17 protein-coding genes are annotated in these 24,115 nt (G+C 73.4%); 12 read left to right on the top strand and 5 right to left on the bottom strand.

Annotation, left to right across the window (positions count from 1 at the left end; all coding sequences use genetic code 11):
* The first annotated feature begins 170 nt into the window (after nt 1-170).
* The 12 genes from AC0680_RS20400 to AC0680_RS20345 all read left to right on the top strand — a co-directional run bounded on the left by AC0680_RS20400 (nt 171) and on the right by AC0680_RS20345 (nt 16,196).
* Nucleotides 171-569, top strand: a complete 399-nt coding sequence (locus AC0680_RS20400; protein WP_478630594.1) for a hypothetical protein — start codon at nt 171-173, stop codon at nt 567-569.
* Nucleotides 566-1,234: a hypothetical protein gene (locus AC0680_RS20395; protein WP_478630591.1), complete on the top strand. Its 669-nt coding sequence runs from the start codon at nt 566-568 to the stop codon at nt 1,232-1,234. Before AC0680_RS20400 ends, AC0680_RS20395 begins: the two co-directional genes overlap by 4 nt.
* A gap of 3 nt (nt 1,235-1,237) precedes the next feature.
* On the top strand, nt 1,238-1,618 hold the full coding sequence (locus AC0680_RS20390; RefSeq protein ID WP_478630590.1) for a LysM peptidoglycan-binding domain-containing protein: 381 nt from the start codon (nt 1,238-1,240) through the stop codon (nt 1,616-1,618).
* Nucleotides 1,611-2,753, top strand: coding sequence for a hypothetical protein (locus AC0680_RS20385; protein WP_478630588.1), 1,143 nt, complete (start codon nt 1,611-1,613; stop codon nt 2,751-2,753). Before AC0680_RS20390 ends, AC0680_RS20385 begins: the two co-directional genes overlap by 8 nt.
* 49 nt (nt 2,754-2,802) lie before the next feature.
* Nucleotides 2,803-3,327: a phage baseplate assembly protein V gene (locus AC0680_RS20380; RefSeq protein WP_478630586.1), complete on the top strand. Its 525-nt coding sequence runs from the start codon at nt 2,803-2,805 to the stop codon at nt 3,325-3,327.
* A gap of 73 nt (nt 3,328-3,400) precedes the next feature.
* Nucleotides 3,401-3,757, top strand: coding sequence for a hypothetical protein (locus tag AC0680_RS20375; RefSeq protein ID WP_478630584.1), 357 nt, complete (start codon nt 3,401-3,403; stop codon nt 3,755-3,757).
* A complete protein-coding gene (locus AC0680_RS20370) occupies nt 3,754-4,140 on the top strand; it encodes a GPW/gp25 family protein (protein ID WP_478630581.1) in 387 nt (128 codons plus the stop codon). The genes AC0680_RS20375 and AC0680_RS20370 overlap by 4 nt, the downstream gene beginning before the upstream one ends.
* Nucleotides 4,137-7,346, top strand: a complete 3,210-nt coding sequence (locus tag AC0680_RS20365; protein ID WP_478630578.1) for a putative baseplate assembly protein — start codon at nt 4,137-4,139, stop codon at nt 7,344-7,346. The genes AC0680_RS20370 and AC0680_RS20365 overlap by 4 nt, the downstream gene beginning before the upstream one ends.
* Complete coding sequence (locus AC0680_RS20360; RefSeq protein WP_478630576.1) at nt 7,343-11,170, top strand: putative baseplate assembly protein; 3,828 nt, start codon at nt 7,343-7,345, stop codon at nt 11,168-11,170. Before AC0680_RS20365 ends, AC0680_RS20360 begins: the two co-directional genes overlap by 4 nt.
* The gene (locus AC0680_RS20355; RefSeq protein ID WP_478630573.1) at nt 11,167-13,341 is read left to right on the top strand and encodes a hypothetical protein; all 2,175 of its coding nucleotides are present in this window, start codon (nt 11,167-11,169) and stop codon (nt 13,339-13,341) included. Before AC0680_RS20360 ends, AC0680_RS20355 begins: the two co-directional genes overlap by 4 nt.
* A 126-nt stretch (nt 13,342-13,467) precedes the next feature.
* Nucleotides 13,468-15,117 carry a DUF6519 domain-containing protein gene (locus tag AC0680_RS20350; RefSeq protein ID WP_478630570.1) on the top strand — a complete coding sequence of 550 codons (1,650 nt, stop codon included), beginning with the start codon at nt 13,468-13,470 and terminating at the stop codon, nt 15,115-15,117.
* Nucleotides 15,117-16,196, top strand: a complete 1,080-nt coding sequence (locus AC0680_RS20345) for a peptidoglycan-binding protein (protein WP_478630568.1) — start codon at nt 15,117-15,119, stop codon at nt 16,194-16,196. The genes AC0680_RS20350 and AC0680_RS20345 overlap by 1 nt, the downstream gene beginning before the upstream one ends.
* Before the next feature lie 406 nt (nt 16,197-16,602).
* Here the strand turns inward: AC0680_RS20345 and AC0680_RS20340 are convergent, their stop codons facing one another.
* From AC0680_RS20340 to AC0680_RS20320, 5 genes are all read right to left on the bottom strand, one after another.
* Complete coding sequence (locus tag AC0680_RS20340) at nt 16,603-17,886, bottom strand: hypothetical protein (RefSeq protein ID WP_478630565.1); 1,284 nt, start codon at nt 17,884-17,886, stop codon at nt 16,603-16,605.
* A gap of 94 nt (nt 17,887-17,980) precedes the next feature.
* The gene (locus AC0680_RS20335) at nt 17,981-18,853 is read right to left on the bottom strand and encodes a hypothetical protein (protein WP_478630563.1); all 873 of its coding nucleotides are present in this window, start codon (nt 18,851-18,853) and stop codon (nt 17,981-17,983) included.
* 134 nt (nt 18,854-18,987) lie between these two features.
* The gene (locus tag AC0680_RS20330; protein WP_478630560.1) at nt 18,988-20,178 is read right to left on the bottom strand and encodes a VWA domain-containing protein; all 1,191 of its coding nucleotides are present in this window, start codon (nt 20,176-20,178) and stop codon (nt 18,988-18,990) included.
* The gene (locus AC0680_RS20325) at nt 20,175-22,829 is read right to left on the bottom strand and encodes a DUF5682 family protein (protein ID WP_478630558.1); all 2,655 of its coding nucleotides are present in this window, start codon (nt 22,827-22,829) and stop codon (nt 20,175-20,177) included. Before AC0680_RS20325 ends, AC0680_RS20330 begins: the two co-directional genes overlap by 4 nt.
* Nucleotides 22,826-23,968, bottom strand: coding sequence for an ATP-binding protein (locus tag AC0680_RS20320; RefSeq protein WP_478630555.1), 1,143 nt, complete (start codon nt 23,966-23,968; stop codon nt 22,826-22,828). The genes AC0680_RS20325 and AC0680_RS20320 overlap by 4 nt, the downstream gene beginning before the upstream one ends.
* Nucleotides 23,969-24,115: the final 147 nt, after the last annotated feature.

Raw genomic sequence — 24,115 nt, 5'->3', positions numbered from 1 at the left:
TGCACAGTGACGTCGATACCGTTCTCGCCAACATCGCAGCACACCACCACATCGATCCGGAGCCTCTGCGACGCAACTTCTTCCGCCCGAATGAGATACACGCTGTCTGGCGCTCGACCAGCGGGCCACGCCTCGTGGGCGAGTTCTGTTTGAATCACATTCACCAGGCCATGGCCGAGACCATCTTTCCGCCGGAAGACTGGACCTTGGAGGTCGGCGACCGGGAGGTCCTGGACTCGCTCCGCATCATCGACACCATGCCGCACGGCGGTTCAGGGGATGTGACGGGCCTGCGCGTCACCGACACCGCAAGTCCCGAAGTGTGGTTCTACGACGCGGGTCTGCACCGCATCGAGCAACTCGATCTCGACTACGCCGGTTACCTGGACGCTCTTCTCGTAACGAAGGGCACTGCCCACTGGCAGTACCTCTACGCGGATGTACAGCTGGCCTCGACCGAACTGCACACCACTGCGGCCAGGTTGCGGGTCATGCTCGATGCCTTCCCCGAGACCTTCCCCGACCACGACTACACAGATCTCCAACGCCGCTGGGAGGCCCGCCAGTGACCCGCTACGCCGACATCCCCAAGCCCATCCGTTCCGGCATCGTCATCGTCGATCCCGATCTCGGGACGCCGCGGCGGATCATCGTGCTGCAGTTCAACCCGGACACGTTGGAGCGGTCCGTGGCGCCACAAGCCGCCGGAGGTGAGGGAGACGGCGGCGGAGGCGGGAGTGGTGGCGATAGGAACGAGGCACTGAGGCTCAAAGGGCCGGCGCAGGAGACATGGAAGTTCACCGCGGAGATCGATGCCACCGACCAACTGGACGTAGCGGCGCCCGACGGGATTCACCCCCAGCTCGCCGTGCTGGAAATGCTCGTGCAGCCCACCACCGCGCAGCTTCGGGCCGCCTCGCATCTCAGTAAGAAGGGGACCATTGAGATCAGTCCCATTGAGATGCCCCTTACCCTCTTCACCTGGGGGAGCAAGCGCGTCATGCCCGTGCGGCTCACCGAGTTGTCGGTGAATGAGTCGGCGTTCGACGTCAATCTCAATCCGATCAGGGCCTCGCTGAGTATCGGGATGAAGATCCTGACCGTGAGTGATCTGCCGGCCGGGCACCGCGGGGCCGAGTTGTACCTCGCGCACCTGGCGCAGAAGGAGCAGTTGGCGCGGGCCGCCCGGGGCGGGAGTTTTGCGGCGCTCGGGCTTGGTGGGAGGGGGATCTGAGACGTGATTGAGCCGTATGAGCGGGCTTTGGATGATGTTCCCGGGGCGCATCCGTATCCGCGGAGCAGTCGGTACGCCGGGGTGGAGATCGGGGTGCATCGCATGCCCGATGGGACCGAGGTGAGGTATGCGAAGCGGCGGTTGTTGCCGCGGCTGGAGGATGCGGCCGAGGAGGCCGTGGCGCACACCGTCAGCAGCGGGGAGCGGCCGGATCAGCTGGGGCAGCGGTACTTCGGGGATCCGGGGCAGTGGTGGCGGATCGCTGATGCCAATCCCGCACTCGATCCGCGGGAGTTGACGGATGAGCCCGGCGAGGAGATAGCCGTGCCGCTGCCCGGTGGGTTCACCGGGGGGATGGGCGGGCCGGGGGTGCGCAATGGGTGACGACCAGCCCGTTGGGCGGGGGCCCATTCACGTGTCGTTGTATATGGGGCCGAAGTCGGCGCGGCCCGTGCCGCAGGAAGTGACCGAGGCGTTGTTGTCGGCGCAGATCACGAGTACGGCGGGTGAGCGGAGCGGTTTTCAGATCGCGTTCGATCTGACGAAGAAGGGGGCGATCGTTGATCGGTTGCTGCCGGAGGGGTTCTTCGATCCCAAGACTCGGGTGATTGTGGCGGTGAGTATCAAGGGAACCCCCTTCGTGCTGCTGGACGGGTTGATCGTGCGGCAGGAGGTGGGGGCCAGTAATCAGCCGGGGCAGACGACCCTCACCATCACCGGCGAAGACCTCACGCTGCTGATGGATCTGGAGGAGCGGGCGGACCGGTATCCGAATCTGGCGCCCTCGCAGCGGATCGAGCGGATTCTGGGGAAGTACGCGGATTACGGGATCGATGCCCGGATCATTCGGGAGCAGATTCCGCAGCCGCCGCGGGAGCAGTTGCGGGTTGATTACCAGGTCGGGACGGATCTGCAGTATGTGAATGAGTTGGCGAGGGCGAACGGTTATACGTTCTATCTCGATCCTGGGCCCGTGCCGGGGAAGTCGACGGCGTTCTGGGGGCCCGAGCAGCGGCTTGGGCAGCGGCAGCACGCCCTGAACGTGAATATGGATGTGAACTCGACTGTGGATCAGTTGACGTTCGCTTACGACGGGACGGCCAGGGAAGAGCCTCAGGCTCGGGTGCAGGATCCGGTGACGCGGCGGGCGCCGTTGCTCGCGCAGCCGGATATCAGTCCGTTGCGGCCGCCGCTGGGGCTGCGGGCTTCCCCCGCCCTGAAGCGGAAGACGTTGGGCGGGACCGCGAAGCGGGATGAGGCGATCGCGAAGGCGGAGGCGTTGGGACGGGCGGCGACGTCTGCGGATGCCATTTCGGGGTCGGGGTCGTTGGACGTCAATCGGCATGGATATGTGTTGCGGCCAAGGGAGTTGGTCGGGGTGCGGGGTGCTGGCGTGACGTATGACGGCGATTACTACGTGAAGAGTGTGACGACCAATCTGCGCCCCGGGTCGTACCAGCAGAATTTCACCCTCTCGCGGGAGGGCCTGATCGCCCGTAGCGGGACCGTACGGCCGTAGGCCCGCAAGCCCGTAGAGCAGCGCTCGCTGAAACCAGGAGATTTGAGTAATGGCCGGTGCACCCAGCAACCGCTTTCTCGGCAAGTTCCGCGGCCGGGTGGTGGACAACAACGACCCGATGGGGCGAGGACGGCTGATCGTCCAGGTTCCGGATGTGCTCGGTGATGAGCCGTCGACGTGGGCGCTGCCGTGTTTTCCGTTCACCGGGCCGCAGGCGGGGCAGGTGGTCGTGCCGTCGGTCGGGGCGGGTGTGTGGGTGGAGTTCGAGCAGGGCGAGCCCAGTTATCCAATTTGGGTGGGGTGTTGGTACGGGAGTCGGGAGGAATTGCCGGAGGATGCGCAGACCGATCCCCCGACGGCGCATCCCGTGGTTATTCAGACGCCGAAGAAGCACAAGATTGTGATGTCGGATGTGCCCACCAATGGGATTTTGCTGGAGGCGCCCGGCGGGGCGTACGTGAAGATCGATGCGACGGGTGTGCATATCAACAACGGGCATGGCGCCTCGATTTCGCTGGTCGGGGATCAGGTCGATATCAACGACGGCCGGCTGACGGTGCCCAGGAAGCGCTGAAGCAGAAGGCATAAAAGGCATAGAGGCATAGAGGCATAGAGGCATACAAGGCATACGGGGAGGGGGCAGGGAGATGGCGAGCGGGAATCTCGTGCACGGCGGGACCGCGATCAGTTGTCCGCATGGCGGGCGCGTGCTGTCCGCGGGTTCCGCGGGCGCGCACGGCGGTGTGCGGATCGATGACGCGCCGGTGGCCACCGCCGCGGGCCTTTTCACGGTCAGTGGATGTACGCACCGCGTCGGCGGGTGTCCGCAGCCGTGCACGAGCGTGCGGTGGACGGCGGACGTCGGGAATCACGCCGTACGCGTCGACGGGGTGCCGGTGCTGCTGGACACCACGGCGGCGATGTGTTTCAGCGCCGGGCTGGTGCCGCAGGGCCCACCGGTCGTGACGTCCGTCCATCAGGGCCAGGGGGTGTCCAGCCGATGAGGGCTGCGAAGAGGGTACGTACCGAGATCGCGTTTCCGTTCCGGATCGACCGGCGGGGGCGCACCGCGCACGCCGACCACGACGACCATGTGCGGGACCTGATCGAGCAGTTGTTGTTCACCAGCCCGGGCGAGCGGGTGATGCGGCCGGATTTCGGGTGCGGGCTGCTGGATCTCGTGTTCACGCCGAACAGCCCGGAGTTGGCGTCGGCGGTGGAGCTGTCGGTGCAGGCGTCGTTGCAGCGGTGGCTGGGGGACCTCATCGAGGTCGAGTCGCTGGACGTGGTGAGCGAGGAGAACGTCGTACGGGTGTATCTGCGCTATGTGGTGCGCTCCACCGCGAGCCGGCGCGATGAGGTGTTCGAGGGGCGGGGCGAGGGATGAGCCAGCAGCAACAGGGCGCGATAGCAGGCGAGTTGGCGGGTACCGGGGAGGGTCGCCGTGGGCGGGTCAGGGCGGCGCGGCTCAACGGCGTCGACGCGGTGGAGGTCGCCGACGACGGGGTGACGCTGACCGTCACCTTTCTCGGCAAGGCGCCGCACGGGCTGCGGCCGGAGAACGTCCGTATTGACGGTGGGCGGCGGGTCACCGACCTGGAGGCCCTGGAGGTCCGCGTCGAGCGGGAGGAGGATCCCGAGCTCGACGACCGGCTGCTGGTGACGCTGGACCGGGCCGGGGACACGTCGCGCTACCGCCTCTCCCTCGTCGGGACCGATCCCTACGGGCGGCCCGGCACCGAGCCGTACGAGGGCTTCGACCAGCGCTACTTCAGCCAGGAGTTCTCCTTCCGGCCCGATTGCCCGAGTCCCTTCGACTGCGCGGACGAGGACGGCGGCATCGGGCCGGGCGACTGCCCGGACACCTTCCGGCCGGCGCCCGTCATCGACTACACGGCCCGCGACTACGACACCCTGCGCCGGCTTGTGCTGGACCGGCTGCGGCTGACCACTCCCGACTGGGTCGAGCGCAGTCCGGCGGACCTGGGGATGACGCTGGTCGAGCTGCTCGCCCACACCGCCGACCAGATCAGTTATCAGCAGGACGCGGTGGCCACGGAGGCGTATCTCGACACGGCCCGGCGGCGGGTGTCCGTACGGCGGCACGTCCGGCTGATCGACTATCCGATGCACGACGGGTGCAGCGCGCGGGCGTTCGTGTCGCTGGAGGCGGCGGAGGAACTGACGCTGCTGCCGGGCGAGTTCCGGTTCGCGGCCGTCGACACCAGGACGTTCGGGCCGCGCGACCGGCCGGAGATCGGCAGCGTCATCGACGACCGGGACCTGGCGGTGCTCGACGAGCGCGGTGCGGTGGAGGTCTTCGAGCCGGTCGCCGCCACACCCCTGGTGGTGCGGCCCGAGCACAACGCCGTCCGGCTGTGGACCTGGGGCGGCGAGGTCCGCGCCCTGCCGAAGGGGGCCACCGGCGCGACGCTGCGCGACGAGTGGGCGGACGGCGACGCGGAGTGCAAGACCCGCACCCTGCGCCTCTCCCCCGGAGACCTGCTGCTGTTCGAGGAGGTCAAGGGGCCGCGTACCGGAACGCCCGGCGACCAGGACCCCACCCACCGGCAGACCGTCCGCCTCGCCTCCGTCACCCCGGCCGTCGACCGGCTCGACGACCAGCCGGTGCTGGAGGTCACCTGGGCGCCCGAGGACGCGCTGGCGTTCCCGCTGACGCTGTCCACCCGGGGCGGGCCCGACTGCGCGCCCGTCGACGACGTGAGCGTAGCGCGCGGCAATGTCGTGCTGGTCGACCACGGGCGGTCGCTGGTCTTCGGCGGTACCGACGAGGGTGTCCCCGAGACCGTCACCGTCCCGCCCGTCCCCGCCGTCCTCGGCTCCTGCGACCCGCCCGCCTTCGGCTGCGGCGACCGCAAGGACGACGGCAACGCCACCGCGGCCACGATCAACGCCCTGCTGGAGAAGACCGGTTGCCATCAGCCGCTCTCCCCCGACGACATCCGGGAGCTGTTCACCGTCGTCGGCGAGGAGGCGACCGTGCGGGCCGGGCTCGGGCTGGAGCCGGCCGGGCAGCGGCGTGAACGAGTGGTGCCGGGCACCGTCCACGCCCAGGCCGAGGCGCTGCGCACGCTGCTCGCGCAGTCCGTCTACCCGGGCGTCGTGCCGCGCTTCAGGCCGGTGCTGCACCGCTCCCCCGTCGCCCAGACCGTGCCGTTCCCGCAGCCCGCGCAGGTGGCGGCGGGGCAGGCCGACCGGCTGGCGGCGATACGGGAGCGGGTGCGGGACCGGCTCGTCGAACTGTGGCGCAGCGCCCGCGACCACGACGGGCTGGCGGAGGACGAGATCACCGAGCTGACCGTGGTGTTCGGCCTGAAGACCCTCGAACGCCTCGAACTGCGCCGCCACCCGGTGCGGGCCCTGCGGGAGCTGCTGCACCGTGCCGACGAGCTGCTGGCGGCCAAGCTGCGGCGGCTGGAGGTGCTGAGCGCGCGGGCCCGGGCCGGTACGGTGCTGGACCGGCGGATCGCCTGGGAGATCGCGCACAGCTGGGGCCCGGCGTACGCCGTGGGGCTGGACCCGGACGAGCCGGTGCTGCACGGACCGGCGGCCACCCAGCTGCCCGATCCGCGGGCCGCGCTGCCCGCGGTACGTCTCGACGACGGGGAGCGGACCTGGCTGCCGCGCCGCGACCTGCTCGACAGCGGCCCCCGCGACCGGCACTTCGTCGGTGAGCTCCAGGACGACGGGCGACTCGCGCTGCGTTTCGGCGACGGGCGCTACGGGGCCCGGCCCGGGCCCGGCAGCCGGCTGGCCCTGCACTACCGGCTGGGCGGTGGCACGGCGGGCAATGTCGGCGCCGAGGCCATCAACCACCTCGTGCTCGACCGGAGTGCCAAGGACTCGGACGCCGCCGCGCCCCTGCCGGTCGCCGGCGTCCGCAACCCCCTGCCCGCCACCGGCGGTACGGAGCCCGAACCCGTCGAGCAGGTGCGGCAGCTCGCGCCGCTCGACCTGAAGCGGACCCGGCTGCGGGCGGTGACCGCCGCCGACTACGCGGAGCTGGCGTCGGCGCTGCCGGGTGTGCAGCGGGCCGCGGCCGAGATCCGCTGGACCGGCAGCGTCCAGGAGGCGCATGTGGCCGTCGACGCGGTGCGGACCGGCGAGCCGAGCCGCCGGCTGCTGGACTCCGTCGCGTACGCGCTGGAGAGCTACCGGCGGATCGGTCACGACCTGGTCGTCGAACCGGCCCGGACGGTGCCGGTCGATCTGGGGATCGAGGTATGTGCGGCCCCCGGCCACCAACACGGCCAGATCCTGGCCGAGTTGACGCGGGTGCTGGGCAGTCGGCGGCTGCCGGGGGGCGGTCTGGGCTTCTTCCATCCGGACGCGCTGACGTTCGGGGAGCCGGTGCGGCTCAGCCGCCTCACGGCGGTGGCCGCGGCCGTCCCCGGCGTGCTGAGCGTACGGGTGACCCGCCTGAAGCGGCTGGTCCACGAGGAACACCTCGACGACCGCGCGCTCGAGGACGGTGTGCTGCGGCTCGGCCCGCTGGAGATCGCCGTGTGCGACAACGACCCGGAGCGGCCCGAGAACGGCCGGCTGACCATTGAGTTGGGGAGTGCCCGATGAGCACCTGCGGATGCGGCTGCGACGGGGGGATGGGCGGTCACGACGAGCGCCGCGCCCCCGACGCCCTCTACAACCCGCCGGGCCGCCCGGCCCTGGACTACCGCGTCGACGACTACGGCGGCTTCCTCGCCGCGATGCTCGACCGGCTCGCCTCGCCCGCCTACCCGGCGCTGCGCGGCCTGACCGTGCGCACGCCGGACGATCCGGCGATCGGGCTGCTGGACGCCTGGGCGGTGCTCGGTGACGTACTGACCTTCCACGGCGAGCGGATCGCGCAGGAGGGCTATCTGCGGACCGCCAACGAGCACCGGTCGCTGGCCCTGCTGGGGCGGCTGGTCGGGCACCGGCCGCGGCCGGGCGTCGCCGCCGACACCCACCTCGCGTACACCCTCGACAAGGATCCGCGCGCCGAGGACCCGTCGGTGGTCGTCCCGCGCGGCGCGCGCAGCCACAGTGTGCCCGCCGCCACCGGCGAGGACTCGCAGACCTTCGAGACGGACGAGGAGCTGACCGCGCGCTGGGCGTGGAACGAGCTGAAGGTGCGCAGGCGGCGGCCGGCCCTGCTGGTCGCCGAGGACCTCGCCCAGCGCTCGGAGCTGTACGTGGCGGGCACGAACACCTCCCTGCAGACCGGTGACCAGCTGCTCTTCGACTTCGGCGGGGACCGGCAGCTGCTGCTGCCGGTCGCGAAGGTGCGGATCGACCGGGACGAGGACCGCACCGCGATCGGGCTGCCGCGGTCCGCGCCGCCCACCCTGAAGGAGCTGGTCGACGAGCTGCGGCAGTGGATCACCGAGCCGCCCGACGGCGGTGACCCGGACGATCCGGACGAGCCCGGTCCGCCCACCCCGCAGACGCCGAACCCGCGGCCGGTCAGCAAGCTGATCGACACGTTCGACGTCCAGGTGCTGGCCCCGCTGCGCAAGGACCTGGACGGGGCGGCCGGTTCCTCCCCGGCCGCCTTCGCCGAGCGGCTCACCGGGCCGCACGAGCGGCTGGCCGAGGCGCAGGCGCTGGCCGCGCCGTACGAGGAGGTCGCGGCCTGGTTCGAGCGGTTGGAGGCGGTGGTCGGGGAGCTGCGGGAGCGGGCCGGGGATCTGGAGCCGGCGCGTACGGTGCCCACCGCGCCGAAGCCGAAGTCCGCGCAGGGGCGGGGCGCACCGGCGCTGCGGGCCCTCGCCGCCGTCCTCCCCGCCCTGCGCACCCGCGTGGTCCCTCCGCCGTCCGGTGCGGGGGCCGCCTTCCGCGACCCCGGCCGGCTCTTCGCTCCCGGTTCGGATCTGACCGCGCGGCTGCTGTCCGCGCTGGATCCGCGGCTCGCCGACGGGATGTACGCGGCGTGGCGGCAGGCGGCGCCCACGGGGCGGGGCGCGCTGCGGGAGCTGCTGGCGATGCGGGTGAGCGCCGCGCCGTTCGGGTCGACCGCGCCGCTCAAGCCCGTGCAGGACGACAAGGGCCGGGTGATCCGGCAGTCGGACTGGCCGCTGACCGGCGGCGCGCTGACCAGCATGCGGATCGTGTTCGACACGGCCGGCAAGGTGCCGGTCAAGGCCGAGTTCCAGCACGTCGAGAACACCGGCAGTTCCGCGCAGCGCGCCGTGAACCTGCCGTCCGACGAGCCCTTCGACCTCGGGCCCGGCCGCGTCGAGCTGTCCACGCGCACCGGCCAGGACCACGACCTGAGCTGGCTGGGCCGCCGCCCGACCGATTCGCAGGAGTCGGGGATCACCGCCCGGCTGCTGCCCGGTCTGCCCGAGCGGACCCTGTTCGTGGCGCGGCCGGACGAGGAGGGCCGGATCGAGGTCGCGGTGCACAACGGCGAGACGAAGACCTGGCATCTCGAGCCGGGCGAGCAGCGGCAGATCCGGCACGGCGAGTACGAGGTCACGGTGCGGCGCACACCGGGCAGCGAACCGCCCGCCGTGGAGATCGGCATCGCCACGGTCCCCGCGCCCGCCGACCGCCATGTGCTGGCGCTGGATTCGGTGCAGGACGGCATCACGGTCGGCAGCTGGGTCGCCGTCCGGCGTCCCCGTAAGGGCGCGGACGGGCCGGACGGCATACCGGGCGACAAGAAGCTGGCGTTCGTCACCACCCGGGTGACGGCGGTGCGCACCGCCGCGTACACCAACTTCGGCATCACCGGGCGCGGCACCGAACTGACGCTGGCCGACCCCTGGCTGGACGAGCACGACGTGGTGCTGTCCGCGATCCGCGACACCACCGTGCACGCGGGCGGTGAGCCGCTGCGGATGGCGGACGAGCCGCTGGGCGAGGACGTGCACGGCAACGAGCTGGAGCTCGCCGAGCTGTACGACGGGTTGCTGCCGGGGCGGCGGATCGTCGTCTCCGGTGAGCGCAGCGACATCCCGGGGCTCGCGGGCGGTGCCGGGCTGCGCGCCACCGAACTCGCCGTGATCGCCTCGGTGGACCAGCGGCTGGACGCCGACCTGCCGGGCGACCACGTGCACACGGTGCTGACCCTCACCGCCGATCTGGCCTACCGCTACCGGCGGGAGACGGTCCGCATCCAGGGCAACGTCGTGCCCGCGTCGCACGGGGAGAGCCGCGACGAGGCCATCGGCAGCGGGGACGCGACCCGCGCCAACCAGACGTTCGCGCTGTGGCAGTCGCCGCTGACGTGGCTGCCGGACGACAGTCCGCTGGGCGCCACCCCGGAGCTCCAGGTGCGGGTCGACGGGCTGCTGTGGCATCCGGTGGACAGCCTGGCCGGGCGCGGGCCGCGGGAGCGGGTGTATGTGGTGGGGACGAGCGCCGGCGGCGGCGCGGAGCGCAACGGCGCAGGCCGTACGACGGTGACGTTCGGCGACGGGGTGCACGGCGCCCGGCTGCCGACCGGCCACGACAACGTCCGGGCCCGTTACCGCTTCGGCACCGGGCGGGCGGCGAACGTCGCGGCGAACCGGATCACCCAGGCGGTGACGCGGCCGCTGGGCGTGACCGGCGTGACCAATCCGCAGCCGGCGAGCGGCGGCGCGGACGCCGACGGCCCCGGGCTGACCCGGCGCACCGTCCCGCTGTCGGTCTCCGCGCTGGACCGGCTGGTCTCGCTCGCCGACTACGAGGACTTCGCGCGCTCCCGGGCCGGCATCGGCCGGGCCTCGGCCCGCGAACTCTTCGACGGGCGGCGCAAGGTGCTGCATGTGACGGTGGCCGGGGTGGACGACATCCCGATCGCGCCGGACGCGGAGGTGCTGCGGGCGCTGCGGTCCTCGTTGGCCGAGTACGGCGACGCCCGGCTGCCGGTCCGGGTGGATGTGCGCGAGCCGGTGCTGCTGCTGTGCGTGGCGAAGGTGAAGGTGGCGGCGGATCATGCGTGGCCGCTGGTGGAACCGCGGGTGCGGCGGGCGGTGCTGGACCGGCTGGGCTATGACGGGCGGGAGCTGGGGCAGCCGGCGCGGCTGTCGGAGGTGCTGGCCGCCGCCCAGTCGGTACCGGGGGTGGACTACGTCGACGTGGACGCCTTCACCGGCGTCCCGGCGTCCGTCTCCCCCACCGAACTCGCGGCGCTGTCCGAGCAGTTCGGCGATCCGCCGGGCACTTCGGTGCCGTCCCGGCTCGCCGCGTACGACGAGCGGATCCACGAGGTGACGGCGGACGGCGGCGAGACGCTCACCGCCGTCGCCGCCCGCCACGGCATCCCGCTGGCCGAGCTGCTGCGCCTGAACCCCGACATCACCGACACCCGGCCGCTGGCGAAGGGCCGCGCGGTCTGCGTCTTCCGCGGTATCCGCCCGGCGCAGCTGGCGCTGTTCTCGCCGCGGGTCGCGGACACGCTGATCCTCACGGAGGTAACCCGATGAGTACGACCAGGGAGCCGGACGGGCTCGCGGAGCTGCTTCCGCAGTGGCACCGGCTGCGCGACGCGGAAGACGGCGAGCCGCTGCGTGCGCTGCTGGCCGTGATCGCCGAGCAGGTGGACCGGGTGCGCGACGGGGTCGCCCAGAGTTACGACGACTGGTTCGTGGAGAGCGCCGCCGAGTGGGTGCTGCCCTACCTCGGCGACCTGGTGGGCTACCGCCCGCTGCCCGGCTACGAGCGGGTGCTGGCCGGCGGGCTGCGCGACGGCGGGCTGCCGGACTCCTCGCGGCGGCGGCTGGCCGAGGCGCTGGCACCGCGCCGCGATGTGGCGGCGACGGTCGGCAACCGGCGGCGCAAGGGCACCCTGGCGCTGCTGGAGGAGCTGTCGGAGTCGGTGGCGGGCTGGCCGGCGCGGGCGGTGGAGTTCTCCCGGCTCCTGGCGCACCAGCAGCCGGTGAAGCTGTACGGGTCGGGCACCGAGGCGGTCAACGCGCGGCGGGGCGGGCGCGGGCGGCTGGTGGACCTGCGCGACGGTGCGGCGCTCGATCTGGCCGGCGGGCCGTTCTCGACGGTGGCCCGTTCGGTGGACGTGCGCAGGGCCGACTCCCGTCACACGCAGGGCGGTCACACCCCGGCCGGGGTCGGCCTGTTCGTGTGGCGGCTGAAGCCGTACGCGGTGACCGGGGCGCCGGCGTACTGCATCGACCGGGCCCGCAACCTCTACACGTTCTCCATCCTGGGCAACGACACCCCGCTGGTGACCCGCCCGGAACCGGAGCCGTCCGCGACGCACATCGCCACCCTCGACAACGTGCCGGCGGCGATCCGGCGCCGGCAGCTGCACGACCGGCTCGCGGACTACTACGGGCCGGGCAAGAGCTTCACCATCCGCCGCGACGGGCACGACACCCCGGTCCCGCTCGCCGACATCGTCGTCGCCGACCTCGGCGACTGGCGCTACCGGCCCAAGCGCGGGCAGGTCGCGGTCGATCCGGAGCTGGGCCGGATGGCGTTCGGTGCGCGCTCGGCGCCCCGGCAGGGCGTATGGGTGGACTACCACTACGGATTCGGCGACGAACTGGGCGGCGGCGAGTACGAGCGGGAGCGCCCGACCGCCCCCGACGCCGCGGTCTACCGGGTCGGGCCGGGCCAGGCCTTCCAGCGAATCATGGACGCCTATGCGGCGTGGCAGCACGACCGGCGGTCCGGGCGGTGCGGCCCCGAGGGGATCATCGAGATCACCCACAGCGGCGCCTACCAGGAACAGCTGGACTTCGACCTGGATCCCGGCGACCGGCTTCAGCTGCGCGCCGCCGAGGGCACCCGGCCCGTCATCCGGCTGCTCGACTGGTACAGCAACCGGCCCGACGCGCTCAACATCCGGGCGCAGGAGTCCGATTGCGCGGTCGGCGAGCGGCCGCGGATGGTGCTGGACGGGCTGCTGGTCACCGGGCGCGGGCTGAACGTCACCGGCCCGATGGGGGCGCTGGTGCTGCGGCACTGCACGCTCGTACCGGGCTGGTCGCTGGAGCCGGAGTGCGCTCCGCACTCCCCCGAGGAGCCGAGCCTGGTGCTGGACCGTACGACGGCGTGCGTGGAGATCGACCGGACGATCCTGGGCACCATCGAGGTGATCGGCGACGAAGTGGGCACCGATCCGCTGCCGATCCATCTGCGCGACAGCATCCTGGACGCCACCGGGTCCGACCGCGAGGCACTGTCGGCGCCGGACTGCCGGCATGCGCACGCGGTGCTGTACGCGCACCGCACCACCGTCATCGGCGAAGTGCGCACCCACGCCGTGCGGCTCGCCGAGAACAGCGTCTTCACCGGCCGGCTGCACGTCGCCCGGCGCGGTGTCGGCTGTCTGCGGTTCAGTTACGTACCGCCGGGGTCGCGCACCCCGCGCCGCCACCGCTGCCAGCCGGACCTGGCGGGCCCCACGGACGCCGCGCGGGTGCGGCCGCTGCTGCGCGGCGAGCGCTACGGCACGCCCTGGTACGGGCAGTTGGCGGACGGCTGCGCGCCGGAGATCCGGCGCGGCGCGGAGGACGGCGCCGAGATGGGCGCCTACCACGACCTGTACCAGCCGCAGCGCGAGGACAGCCTGCGGGCCCGGCTGGCGGAGTACACACCGGCGGGCAGCGACGCGGGGGTGGTGTTCGTGACATGAGCACCCCGCCCGCGCACGCGGTGGACCGCCCGCCCGTCCGTGACGTGAACCGCGGGCGCACCCGGCGCCCTTGCCGTGAGACGACCGCCGACCTTTTGAGCATCCCGTACGAGGGGGACCCCTTCCATGCACGCTGATCTCTCGCGCCTGACCCACCGGCCGGAGCGTCACTACTCCGCGGTCGTCGCCCAGCAGGGCCGCGTACAGCTGGACGCGGACGCCAACGAGCAGACCGCGATCCAGCTGTTCCAGGCCCGTACGCTCGCCGCCGACCTGATCGGCGAGCACGGCGGCCCGAGCGGCGCCACCGGCTTCAAGATCGCCCTGCGGGGCGGCGGCCGCGACCTGGACGACCTGGTCATCGGCGGCGGCCGCTACTACGTCGACGGCATCCTGTGCGAGGCCACCCGGCCGCGGCCCGGCGTGCCGGTGCCCGCGCACGGCGCGGCCGACGACGACGGCAAGGACGAGTCGGACGGCGCCGGCGGACCGGCCGCGCCGCCCACCACCTGGACGTACTGGGACCAGCCCGACGGCTTCCGGGACCCGGAGCGGCCGGCCGACCGGCTGCCCAGCGCCTTCCCGTACCTGGCGTATCTGAAGGTGTGGGAGCGGGTGGTCACCGCCGCCGAGGACCCGGCGCTGCGCGAGGTGGCGCTGGGCTCGGCGCTGCCGGACACCGCGGCCCGTACGAAGGTGGTGTGGCAGGTGCTGCCGCTGCCCGCGGCGGAGCTGGGCATCGAGGACCACACCCCGCCGATCAAGGACATCCGCAAGGCCTTCGCCGACTGGGCGCGGAAGCGGACCGCTCCCGGCTCCGGTCTCGCGGCGCGCAGCGAGCGCCCGGACCACGCCGACGACGAGCCCTGTCTGGTCGCCCCGGACGCCCGCTACCGGGGCCCGGAGAACCAGCTCTACCGGGTCGAGGTGCACGACGGCGGCGGCGCGAAGGACGCCACCTTCAAGTGGTCCAGGGAGAACGGGTCCGTCACCTTCCCGGTCGACGAACTCGACGGCACCTGGGTGGCGCTGGCGACGCTGGGCGGCGACGACAGGCTGGATCTGAACGTCGGCGACCGGGTCGAGTTCGTGGACACCGCCTACAGCAGCCGCGGTGAGGCGGCGCCGCTGCTGCGGGTGGAGGAGCTGGACCTGCCGGGCCGCCGGGTGCGGCTGTCCGACGAGCCGGCGGCCGGCGTCGGGCGCCGGCCGGAGCTGCATCCGTTCCTGCGCCGCTGGGACCACCACGAGGGCGGCCGCAAGAGCGTCGGGCGCGGTGCGCGGGGCGAGCGGCTCCGGCACGGTGCGCTGCCGGTCGAGGAGGGCGAGTGGCTGCCGCTGGAGGACGGTGTGGAGGTGTACTTCGCGCCCCGCGGCACCTACCGCACCGGCGACTACTGGCTGATCCCGGCCCGTACTGCCACCGGCCAGGTGGAGTGGCCCACGGACGCGGCGCGCCGTCCGCTGCTCGAGCCCCCGTCCGGCATCGAGGTGCACTTCGCGCCGCTGGCGTGGGTGGCGGGCGAGCAGGCCGAACCCGATCTGCGGCGGGCCTTCCGTCCACTGGCGGCGGACATCCCGGCCGCGGACGACGACGCGCTGGCCGCGGAGGACGAGGCGCGGGCGCAGGAGCAGGCGGGCCACCCGGCGGACGAGACGTCCGGGGCCGGGTACGACGCGTCCGGCACGGCGGGCGACCCGGCGCAGCCGGCGCCCAGCAGGTCGCAGACCACCGCCGCGGCCGAAGCCGCGGTCGACGAGGGCGGAGCCGGCTGATGGCCACACCGCTGACCGCGGGGAAGCTGCTGGCGGCGCTGCGCGCCGAGGGCCTGGTCGTCCACGAGGTCCGCGACTGGCGCCGGCACCACCGCAACGCGAAGGGCAGATGGGGCCCGATGCACGGGGTGATGGTCCACCACACCGTCACCGAGGGCCTCGATGCCTCGGTGGACCTGTGCTACGACGGGCACCCCGACCTTCCGGGACCGCTCTGCCACGGCGTGATCGACAAGCGGGGCGAGATCCATCTCGTCGGCAACGGCCGCGCCAACCACGCCGGACTCGGCGACCGCGACGTGCTGGAGGCGGTGATCGCCGAGGAGCACCCGCTGCCGAAGGACGACGCCGCGGACGCCGACGGCAATCGGCACTTCTACGGCTTTGAGTGCATCAACCTCGGTGACGGCCGGGACCCGTGGCCGAAGGAGCAGCAGCTCGCGATCGAGAAGGTGGCGGCGGCGATCTGCCGGGCCCACGGCTGGAGCGAGCGCTCGGTGATCGGGCACAAGGAGTGGCAGCCGGGGAAGGTCGATCCGCGCGGCATCGTGATGGACCGGATGCGGGAACGGATCAAGCGGCGGCTGGCGAAGGCACCGGAGGGCGAACCCGATACGGGCAACGACGCCCCGGGCGGCGCGGGGCCGGGCGGCGGCGGCGTGGGGGGCGGTTCCGGCGGCGGTTCGGGCGACGGCTCCGGTGACAGCTCCAGTGGCGGCTCCGGTGGCGGCCGCGGTGGCAGTGCCGGTGGCGGCCCTGGTGACGGCCCTGGTGACGGCCGTGGTGACGGGACAGGACAGCCGGGGGTCCCGCCCAGGCCCCGGCATCCGCCGTACGAGCCGTTCCCCGGCCGCGACTTCTTCCGGCCGGGGGCGCCGAGCCCCGTGATCGCGGCGATGGGCGAGCGGCTGGCGGCCGAGGGCTGCGGCCACTACAGGGGCCGCCCGGGCCCCGAGTGGAGCGAGGCACACCGCAAGTCGTACGCCTCCTGGCAACGCAAGCTCGGCTTCCGCGGCAAGGACGCCGACGGCCTCCCCGGCCGAGTCAGCTGGGAACGACTACGAGTACCCAACTCATAGAGCCGGCCGGCCAATCGGCGGATGCGCCGGCTTGGGGGTTGCGGCCCGCGGATGGTGGCCTGTGCTTCGCGAGTCGCGCTGCGTGGGTCGTGGCTTGGGGGTTGCGGCTCGTGGGTCGTGGCCCGCGGCTCGTGCTCGTGCACCGGGTGAACACGGGAATGCCGCCCTGCACCACCACGTTGTGGCCTCACAGGGGGCCCTCGCTTCCCCTACAGGATGCGTTCGACCGCCCCCTAGGGCACCCGCCCCACCCCCGGCCGGCCAAGTCGGCGCGCTCTCGCGCATACAAACACCAAGGCCGGGCGGTCCTCCCCCACAGAGGTCCGCCCGGCTGTTCATGGGTGATCCGGCGTCGGCCGCCGCCGCAGCCGACGAGCCGGTGGTGTCGGCCTGGTCGGCCGACGGGTCAGACGGCCTGGACCGGGAGGACCGGCAGCGCCGGGACGTTGGCGGCGTTGGTCAGGTCGGCGAGGTCGGCGGGCACGGCCGGCACGGCGGCCACGTCGGACAGGTCGGCGGGCACGGCCGGAACGGCGGGCGCAGCCGGCACGGCGGGCACGGCCGGCACGGCGGCGACGTCGGACACGTCGGCGGGCAGGGACTTGACCGGGGTCAGGCCCTGCACGCCGGCGGCGGCCTCGGTGGCGGTGCCCTGCGCGTCGGTCACGACCACGGCGGCCAGGCCCTGCGCGAACGGGGTGGCGTCGGTCGCCGCGCCCTGGGCGAACGCGACGGCGCCGGTGGCCTTGCCCTGCGCGAACGGCACCGCGCCGGTGGCCTTGCCCTGCGCGAAGGCGACCGCGTCGGTGGCCGCACCCTTCGCGAACGGCACCGCGTCGGCGGCGGTGCCCTGCACGAACAGCTGCGCCTGGCCGCCGACGACGGTCACGAACGGGGTCGCCTGGGCGCCCGCGTCACCGGCGAGCCGACCGGCACCGCCGACCGCACCCTGGGCGACCGGCACGACCTTGACGACGATCCGCTGGGCGACGGGCGGCAGCACGTCGGCGGCCGTGCTGTCGACGACCGGGCGGACGGTGGCCAGCGCGCCCTGGGCCTGCTTCGTCAGCTGCTCGGGACGGACACCCGCACCGGCGAGCGCGGCCAGCAGGTTGTCGGCGGAGCCGGGAGCCTTGGGCAGCTCGGGGGTCTTGGGCAGCTCGGGGGTCTGCGGCACCTCGGGCAGGCCGGCGGAGGGGACGCCCGGGGTCGCGGGCAGCGACGGAACGGAGGGCAGCTTGCCGTCCGTGAGGCGGCCGAGCTGGCCGAGGTCGGCCTTCTTCGCGGCCTTCTTGGCGGCCTTCTGGGCGGACTTGGCGGCCTTCTTGGCCTGCTTGAGGTCGGCGGCCTTCTGCACGGCGCCGGTCTTCGGCAGGTCCGCGCCGCCGGCCAGCTTCTGCACACCGTCCACGGCGCCGGTGACGTCACCGAGCTTGCCGGTGGGCAGGTCCTGGGTCGGCAGGCCGCCGCCGAGGGTGCCGGTCGCCTTGCCGGCCACGTCGCCGGCCGTCTTCTGGGCGGTGCCGGTGGCGTCCGTGACGGTCTTGTTCGCGGTGTCGGTCACCGTGCCGGTGGCGGGCAGGTCCGGGACGGCGGGCAGCTCGGCGGCGTTGGCGGCGACGGAGCCCAGGGCCCACAGGCCGGTGGCGGCAGCGGCGACGACGATGGAACGGCGGATGTTCGAGCGCATGGAGATGAAGTCCTTCGAATTCAGGAGGGGTTTAAGGGCAGACCTGTCCCGCCCCCGCGCGGCAGGTCCAGTTACAGACGCGGAGCGGTCTGCCCTAGCCCGGGAATTCGAGGATTTCTTCGGCCCGCATGCGCGTCGGAGCGCCATCGGCCGTGCGAACGCCACCCGGCAGCAGCCGGAGGCTCATGAAGTCCGCCGGGGTGGCGGCGTGCTGGTCCCCACCACGGGGGCCGTGGCCGTCACCGGCGGTGTGCGAGGCCGGCGATGCCTGGCCCTGCGGAAGCTGGCCCGGAAGGCCCTGGTGGCCCGGGTCCCGCTGCTCGTGAACGGCGGTCACGGGCTGTTCGGCGGCCGGCTTGTGCGGGCCGTCGGAGAGGTGCGCGAGCCGGGCCGAGGCGGCGCCGTCGGCCGGCGCGGAGCACCGCGGCTGACCGGACGGGTGCACGCCCTGCGGCGTACGGCCGTGCTGCCGGTCCGCGCCGTCGCCGGGACGGTTCGCGTGCTCACCGGCCGGGAGGTCTACGGGCAGCGCGGCTCCGGCCGAGTCCCCGACCTCCCGCACGATCCGGCTCACCGGCTCGGTGATCCGGCCGGTGACCGGCGCGGTCTGCTCGGCGGCGGGCTCTACGGCCTCGGCCACCGCGGCGGACGCGTCGTGCGTACCGTCGGCGATCTCCTCCCGGCTTGCCTGGCCCTGCCGCTCGAGTGCGGTCTTGGAGCCGGACAGCCGGTCGGCCGACCCGGTCCGGGTGGCGGCCCGGTCCGGGAGGGACGCCTCGGCCGGGGCCGGGGAAGCCTCCCCGGTCAGGGCCGGTGCGCTCGTGCGGTCGTCGGCATGGGCGCCGGGACCGAAGGCGAAGCCGAGGGCGACGAAGCCCACCAGGAAGAGCCCGGCCAGCAGTGCGCGCCGCGCGGCTACCGTGCGCGGCAGGCGCACGGCGGCAGGCAGGGCGAACACAGCAGACAAGGAGGGGACCTTCCCATACGGACGGGGACATCCGGGCACACGGCCTCGATGTCACGCGCGTCGCGGGCGATCGAGCGATGACCTGATCCTTGCACGAGGAGCCAGGTGCCACGCAAGTCCTCCCGGTGCATCGGTCACCGTTGCTCCGCCATGTCCGGTATAGGCAGCGGCCGTTTCTCCAGCGCGGCCGCCATCACGTCCGGAAACAGGTCCGGCGTACAGGCGAACGCCGGTGCGCCCAGGGCTGCGAGAGCCGCGGCATGGTCCCGGTCGTAGGCGGGGGCGCCTTCATCGGACAGTGCGAGCAGGGTCACGAACTGCACACCCGACGCCTTCATCGCCGCGACGCGCCCCAGCATCTCGTTGCGGATACCGCCCTCGTACAGGTCGCTGACGAGGACGACGACGGTCTCGGCGGGGCGGGTGATCCGGGACTGGCAGTAGGCGAGGGCGCGGTTGATGTCCGTACCGCCGCCGAGCTGGGTGCCGAAGAGCACATCGACCGGGTCGTCCAGCTGGTCCGTCAGATCCACCACCGCGGTGTCGAAGACGACCAGCCGGGTGTCGAGGGCCCGCATGGAGGCCAGCACCGCGCCGAAGACCGAGGCGTAGACGACCGAGGCGGCCATCGAACCGGACTGGTCGATGCAGAGCACCACGTCCTTCTTCACCGACCGGGCGGCGCGGCCGTGGCCGATCAGCCGCTCGGGGACGACCGTGCGGTGCTCCGGGAGGTAGTTCTTGAGGTTCGCCCGGATCGTGCGGTCCCAGTCGATGTCCCGGTGGCGGGGCCGGCTGATCCGCGCGGAGCGGTCCAGCGCGCCGGTCAGGGTGGCGCGGGTGCGGGTCGCGAGTCTCTTCTCCAGCTGTTCGACGACCTTGCGGACGACGGCCCGTGCGGTCTGCTTCGTCGTCTCGGGCATGACCTTGTTGAGCGAGAGCAGGGTGCCCACCAGATGCACGTCGGCCTCGACGGCCTGCAGCATCTCCGGCTCCAGCAGGAGCGCGGACAGCCCCAGCCGGTCGATGGCGTCACGCTGCATCACCTGCACCACCGAGGACGGGAAGTACGTCCGGATGTCGCCGAGCCAGCGCGCGACGCTGGGTGCCGAGGTCCCCAGCCCGGCCGAGCGCCGACCGCCGTCGGCGCCCTTGCCCCCGTCGCCCGGCTGCCGGCCGTAGAGCGAGGCCAGCGCCCCGTCCATGGCGGCGTCGCGCCCCCGCGGCTCGTATCCCGTGCCGTCCGCGCCGCCGTCGCCCAGGACCAGCCGCCAGCGGCGCAGGCGCTCGGTGGTGGGCTCACGGCCCGTTGCGATCTCGCTCAACTCGTCACCCCCGTAAGGTTTTCGGGCGATCCGGTCCGATCCGGTCGCCTGTCCGGTCGTCCGTCCGGCCCCCTGTCCGATCCGCTGTCCGACTGGCCTTCCGGTTGTCCAACCGGCCGGTCATCCGGTCTCCCATCCGACCGGCCCTCCGGTTGCCCAACCGGCCGGCCACCCGGTCTCCCGTCCGCCCGGTCATCCGGTCTCCCGTCCGCCCGGTCGTCGGCCCGTTCGTCCGCCCGGTCGTCGTCGAAGCCGCGCTGTTCGATCCCCAGCAGCAGGCGCAGCGTGGGGAGTACCGCCGCGGCGCGGTCGCGGTCCAGGCCGGGGCCGAAGCCGGGCGCGGCCATGGCGTCGCCGGCGGGCCCGCCCGCGCCGGTCGTGGGGCCGCGGCGGATCAGTTCGCCGAGTGTGCGCCGCACACCGGTGTCGTACTCGGCGAAGGTCCGGCGCAGCAGCGGCAGTACGTCCGGGAACGCGGCGTCCGGCACTCCCGTCAGCCAGCCGTCGACCAGCGCGAGCAGCCGTTCGTCATGGACCAGCAGCATGCCGCCGTCCCCGCCGGCGCCGCCGCCGGCGAACCCCTCGATCCAGCCGGCGGCGTCGGCGGGCGCGGTGCCCGGTGACAGGGCGAGCCCCATCAGCCGCTCGGCTCCCCCGTCGCCCAACTCGCCGTCGTCCAGCAGGAGCCGGGTGGCCCGGCCGCGGATCACCCCCGCCACGGCGTCCCGTTCGCCGACCGCGCGCAGCACCTGGGCCCAGCGTGCCCGCAGGCCACCGGGCTGCGTCGGGGGCGGGGCGAGGAGGGCGACGGCGTGGTGCGTGGCGTCGAGATGACCGCGCATCTCGGCGGCGCCGTCCGCGTCCAGGCCGAGGCAGGCCGGTGGCAGTCCGACGAAGACCCGCTCGGCCAGGCCCGTCGCCACCTCGCGGAGCGCCGCGGCGTCCGTTCCGCGCACATCGCCGTAGCGCACGGACCGTACGAGCGCGGGCAGCGCCTGCGCGAGATGGCCGACGTCCGCGTCGAGCGCCGCGCGGTCCGCCAGCGCGCGCATCACCACCGGCAGGGCGTCGGGGAGCTGGGCGAGCAGACAGCGCTCGGCGAGCGCGGTCACGTCGGCGAGGGTGGCCGCCCCGGACGCCTCGGACGCGGCCTTGGCGGTGGCCGCGGCATGCACGGTCGTGCCCCACATACCGGCCTCCGCGACCCGCACCGCCAGCTCCGGTGCCCAGCGCAGCCGCCAGGTCTCGCGGAAGGTGCCGGTACTGCCGCGGGAGCGGGCGGGCTCGCCCCAGGGGATGCCGAGCAGCCGCAGCCGGTGCAGCAGGCGGCTGCGTCCGGCGTCGGTCTCCTTGCGCAGGTCCAGCTCCAACTCCCGCTCCAGGGCCTCCGGTTTGAGGCGCAGCGCCCGCTGGCTGCGGGCGATGTCCCGCTGCAGCGGGACCGCGGGGGCGTCCTCGGGGACCTCGCCCAGCACCTCGCCGACCACCAGCCGCTCGTGGATCAGCAGGGACGGTGCGTCGGTGCCGTCGCCCATGACGGCCCGGACGGCGTCGTCCAGCTCGGTCAGTCCGGCCAGTGGGCGGCCGCGGACCGTGGCCAGCGCTTCGGCCAGCCGGACCGCTTCGATGACATGCGCCGACGAGACGGCGTAGTCCTCCTCGCGCAGCAGCCCGGCGACCCTGGTCAGCCAGCGTTCGACGGGGCGGTCGGGGGCGCTGAAGAGATGGCCGTACCAGCCGGGGGAGGCGATGCCGGCGCCGTAGCCGCTGCGGCGGGAGAGCCGACGGTGTGTCCACGGCACCCAGGTCACCGCCGTCCTCACCTTCGGCAGGCCCTTGAGCAGCCGGCGGTCGGCGGCCATGGTGGTGCGCCGCGCCAGCGCCGGGACGTGCCAGGCCCCGCACACCACGGCGAGGTCGTCGCCGAACTCCCGGCGCGCGGCCCGCAGACGCAGCCGCATATGGGCCTCGCGCACCAGGTCGGTGGAGCTGCCCGCCGAGGGAGGGGGTCCGTCCGTGCTCGGGGGTTCCTCCGCGGCGGAGCCGGGAGCGCGGGGGTGTCCGCCGTCGTCGTACGTCTCGCGCAGCGCCCCCATCGCCTCGGCCACCGCCGCGAACGGGGCGAGCGCGTCCGCGCCGGGCCCCGCGCCGTCCCGGCGGTGCTCGACGACGTCCTCCCACCAGCGCTCGGGGTCGTCGTATCCGGCGGCCTCGGCCAGCACCCGGATCGGATCGGCCCGTACGTCGGCGGCGCCGTCCGCCTCGTCGGCATCGGCCCGGGCAGCGCCGTCCTCTTCGTCGCCGGCCAGGGAGTGCGCCGCCGGCAGGTCGATGAAGCGGACGGGGACGCCGCGCTCCAGCGCCCAGCGCATCGCCACCCACTCGGGGGAGAACTCGGCCAGCGGCCAGAACGCCGCGCGGCCGGGGTCGTCCAGCGCATGGGCCAGCAGCGCCACCGGCGGCCGCATGTCCTCGTGCGCGGCGAGCGCCACCAGCGCGTCCGCCTCCGGCGGGCCCTCGATCAGGACGGCGGCGGGTGTGCACTGCTCCAGGGCGGTCCGCACCGCCCGCGCGGATCCGGGGCCGTGGTGCCGCACGCCGAGCAGCGCCGGCCCGCCTCCGCCGCCCGTCCGTCCGCCGCGCTCGCTCATGCGCCCACCTCACGGCAGGCGCGGTAGAAGTCCTTCCAGCCGTCGCGCTCGCGCACCACGGTCTCCAGATACTCCTGCCATACGACGCGGTCGGCGGCCGGATCGCGGACCACGGCGCCCAGGATGCCCGCGGCCACGTCCCCGGGGCGCAGTACGCCGTCCCCGAAGTGCGTGGCCAGGGCGAGGCCGTTCGTCACCACCGAGATGGCCTCGGCCGTGGAGAGCGTGCCGGACGGCGACTTGAGTTTGGTGCGGCCGTCGGCGGTGAGGCCGTCGCGCAGTTCGCGGAAGACCGTGACGACCCGGCGGATCTCGTCCATGCCTTCGGGTTCGGCGGGCAGCTCCAGCGAGCGCCCGATCTGTCCGACCCGGCGCGAGACGATGTCCACCTCCTCGTCCGGTGTGGCGGGCAGCGGCAGCACGACGGTGTTGAAGCGGCGGCGCAGCGCGCTGGAGAGTTCGTTGACGCCGCGGTCGCGGTCGTTGGCCGTGGCGATCAGGTTGAACCCGCGGACGGCCTGCACCTCCTGGCCCAACTCCGGGATGGGCAGGGTCTTTTCCGACAGGATCGTGATGAGCGTGTCCTGGACATCGGCGGGGATACGGGTCAGCTCCTCGACCCGGGCGGTCATGCCCTGCGCCATCGCGCGCATCACCGGGCTGGGCACCAGCGCCCGGCGGCTGGGGCCGTCGGCGAGCAGCCGGGCGTAGTTCCAGCCGTAGCGGATCGCCTCTTCGGGAGTGCCGGCGGTGCCCTGCACCAGCAGGGTGGAGTCGCCGCTGATCGCCGCGGCCAGGTGCTCGGAGACCCAGGTCTTGGCGGTGCCGGGCACGCCGAGCAGCAGCAGTGCGCGGTCGGTCGCCAGGGTCGTCACGGCGACCTCGACGATCCGGCGCGGGCCGACGTATTTGGGTGTGATGACCGTGCCGCCGGCGAGTGTGCCGCCGAGCAGGTACGTCGCCACCGCCCAGGGCGAGAGTCGCCAGCGCGCCGGCCGCGGCCGGTCGTCGGCGGCCGCGAGGGCCGTCAGCTCCTCGGCGAAGGTGTCCTCCGCGTGCGGCCGGAGCGCTTGCGCGCCGTCGGCTGCCGGCGCGGGGGCGGTCGGGTCGTCAGGTGTGTCGATGGTGGTCTCGGACATGGCTCCCCCTCGTCGCAAGGACTGCGGCCGACACCGCGAAACCCCGCCGGCCGCTTGCGTGAACCACCCTGCACCACGCCACTGACAACGACGCCAAAAGTAGCCTCTGACCTGCACGTTCATCATCTTCTCAGCGCGCTCTGCGGC

This window comes from Streptomyces sp. NPDC043738 (assembly GCF_056436545.1).
Note: the sequence above shows the minus strand (reverse complement) of the source record. Positions and strands in the feature narration are given on the sequence as shown.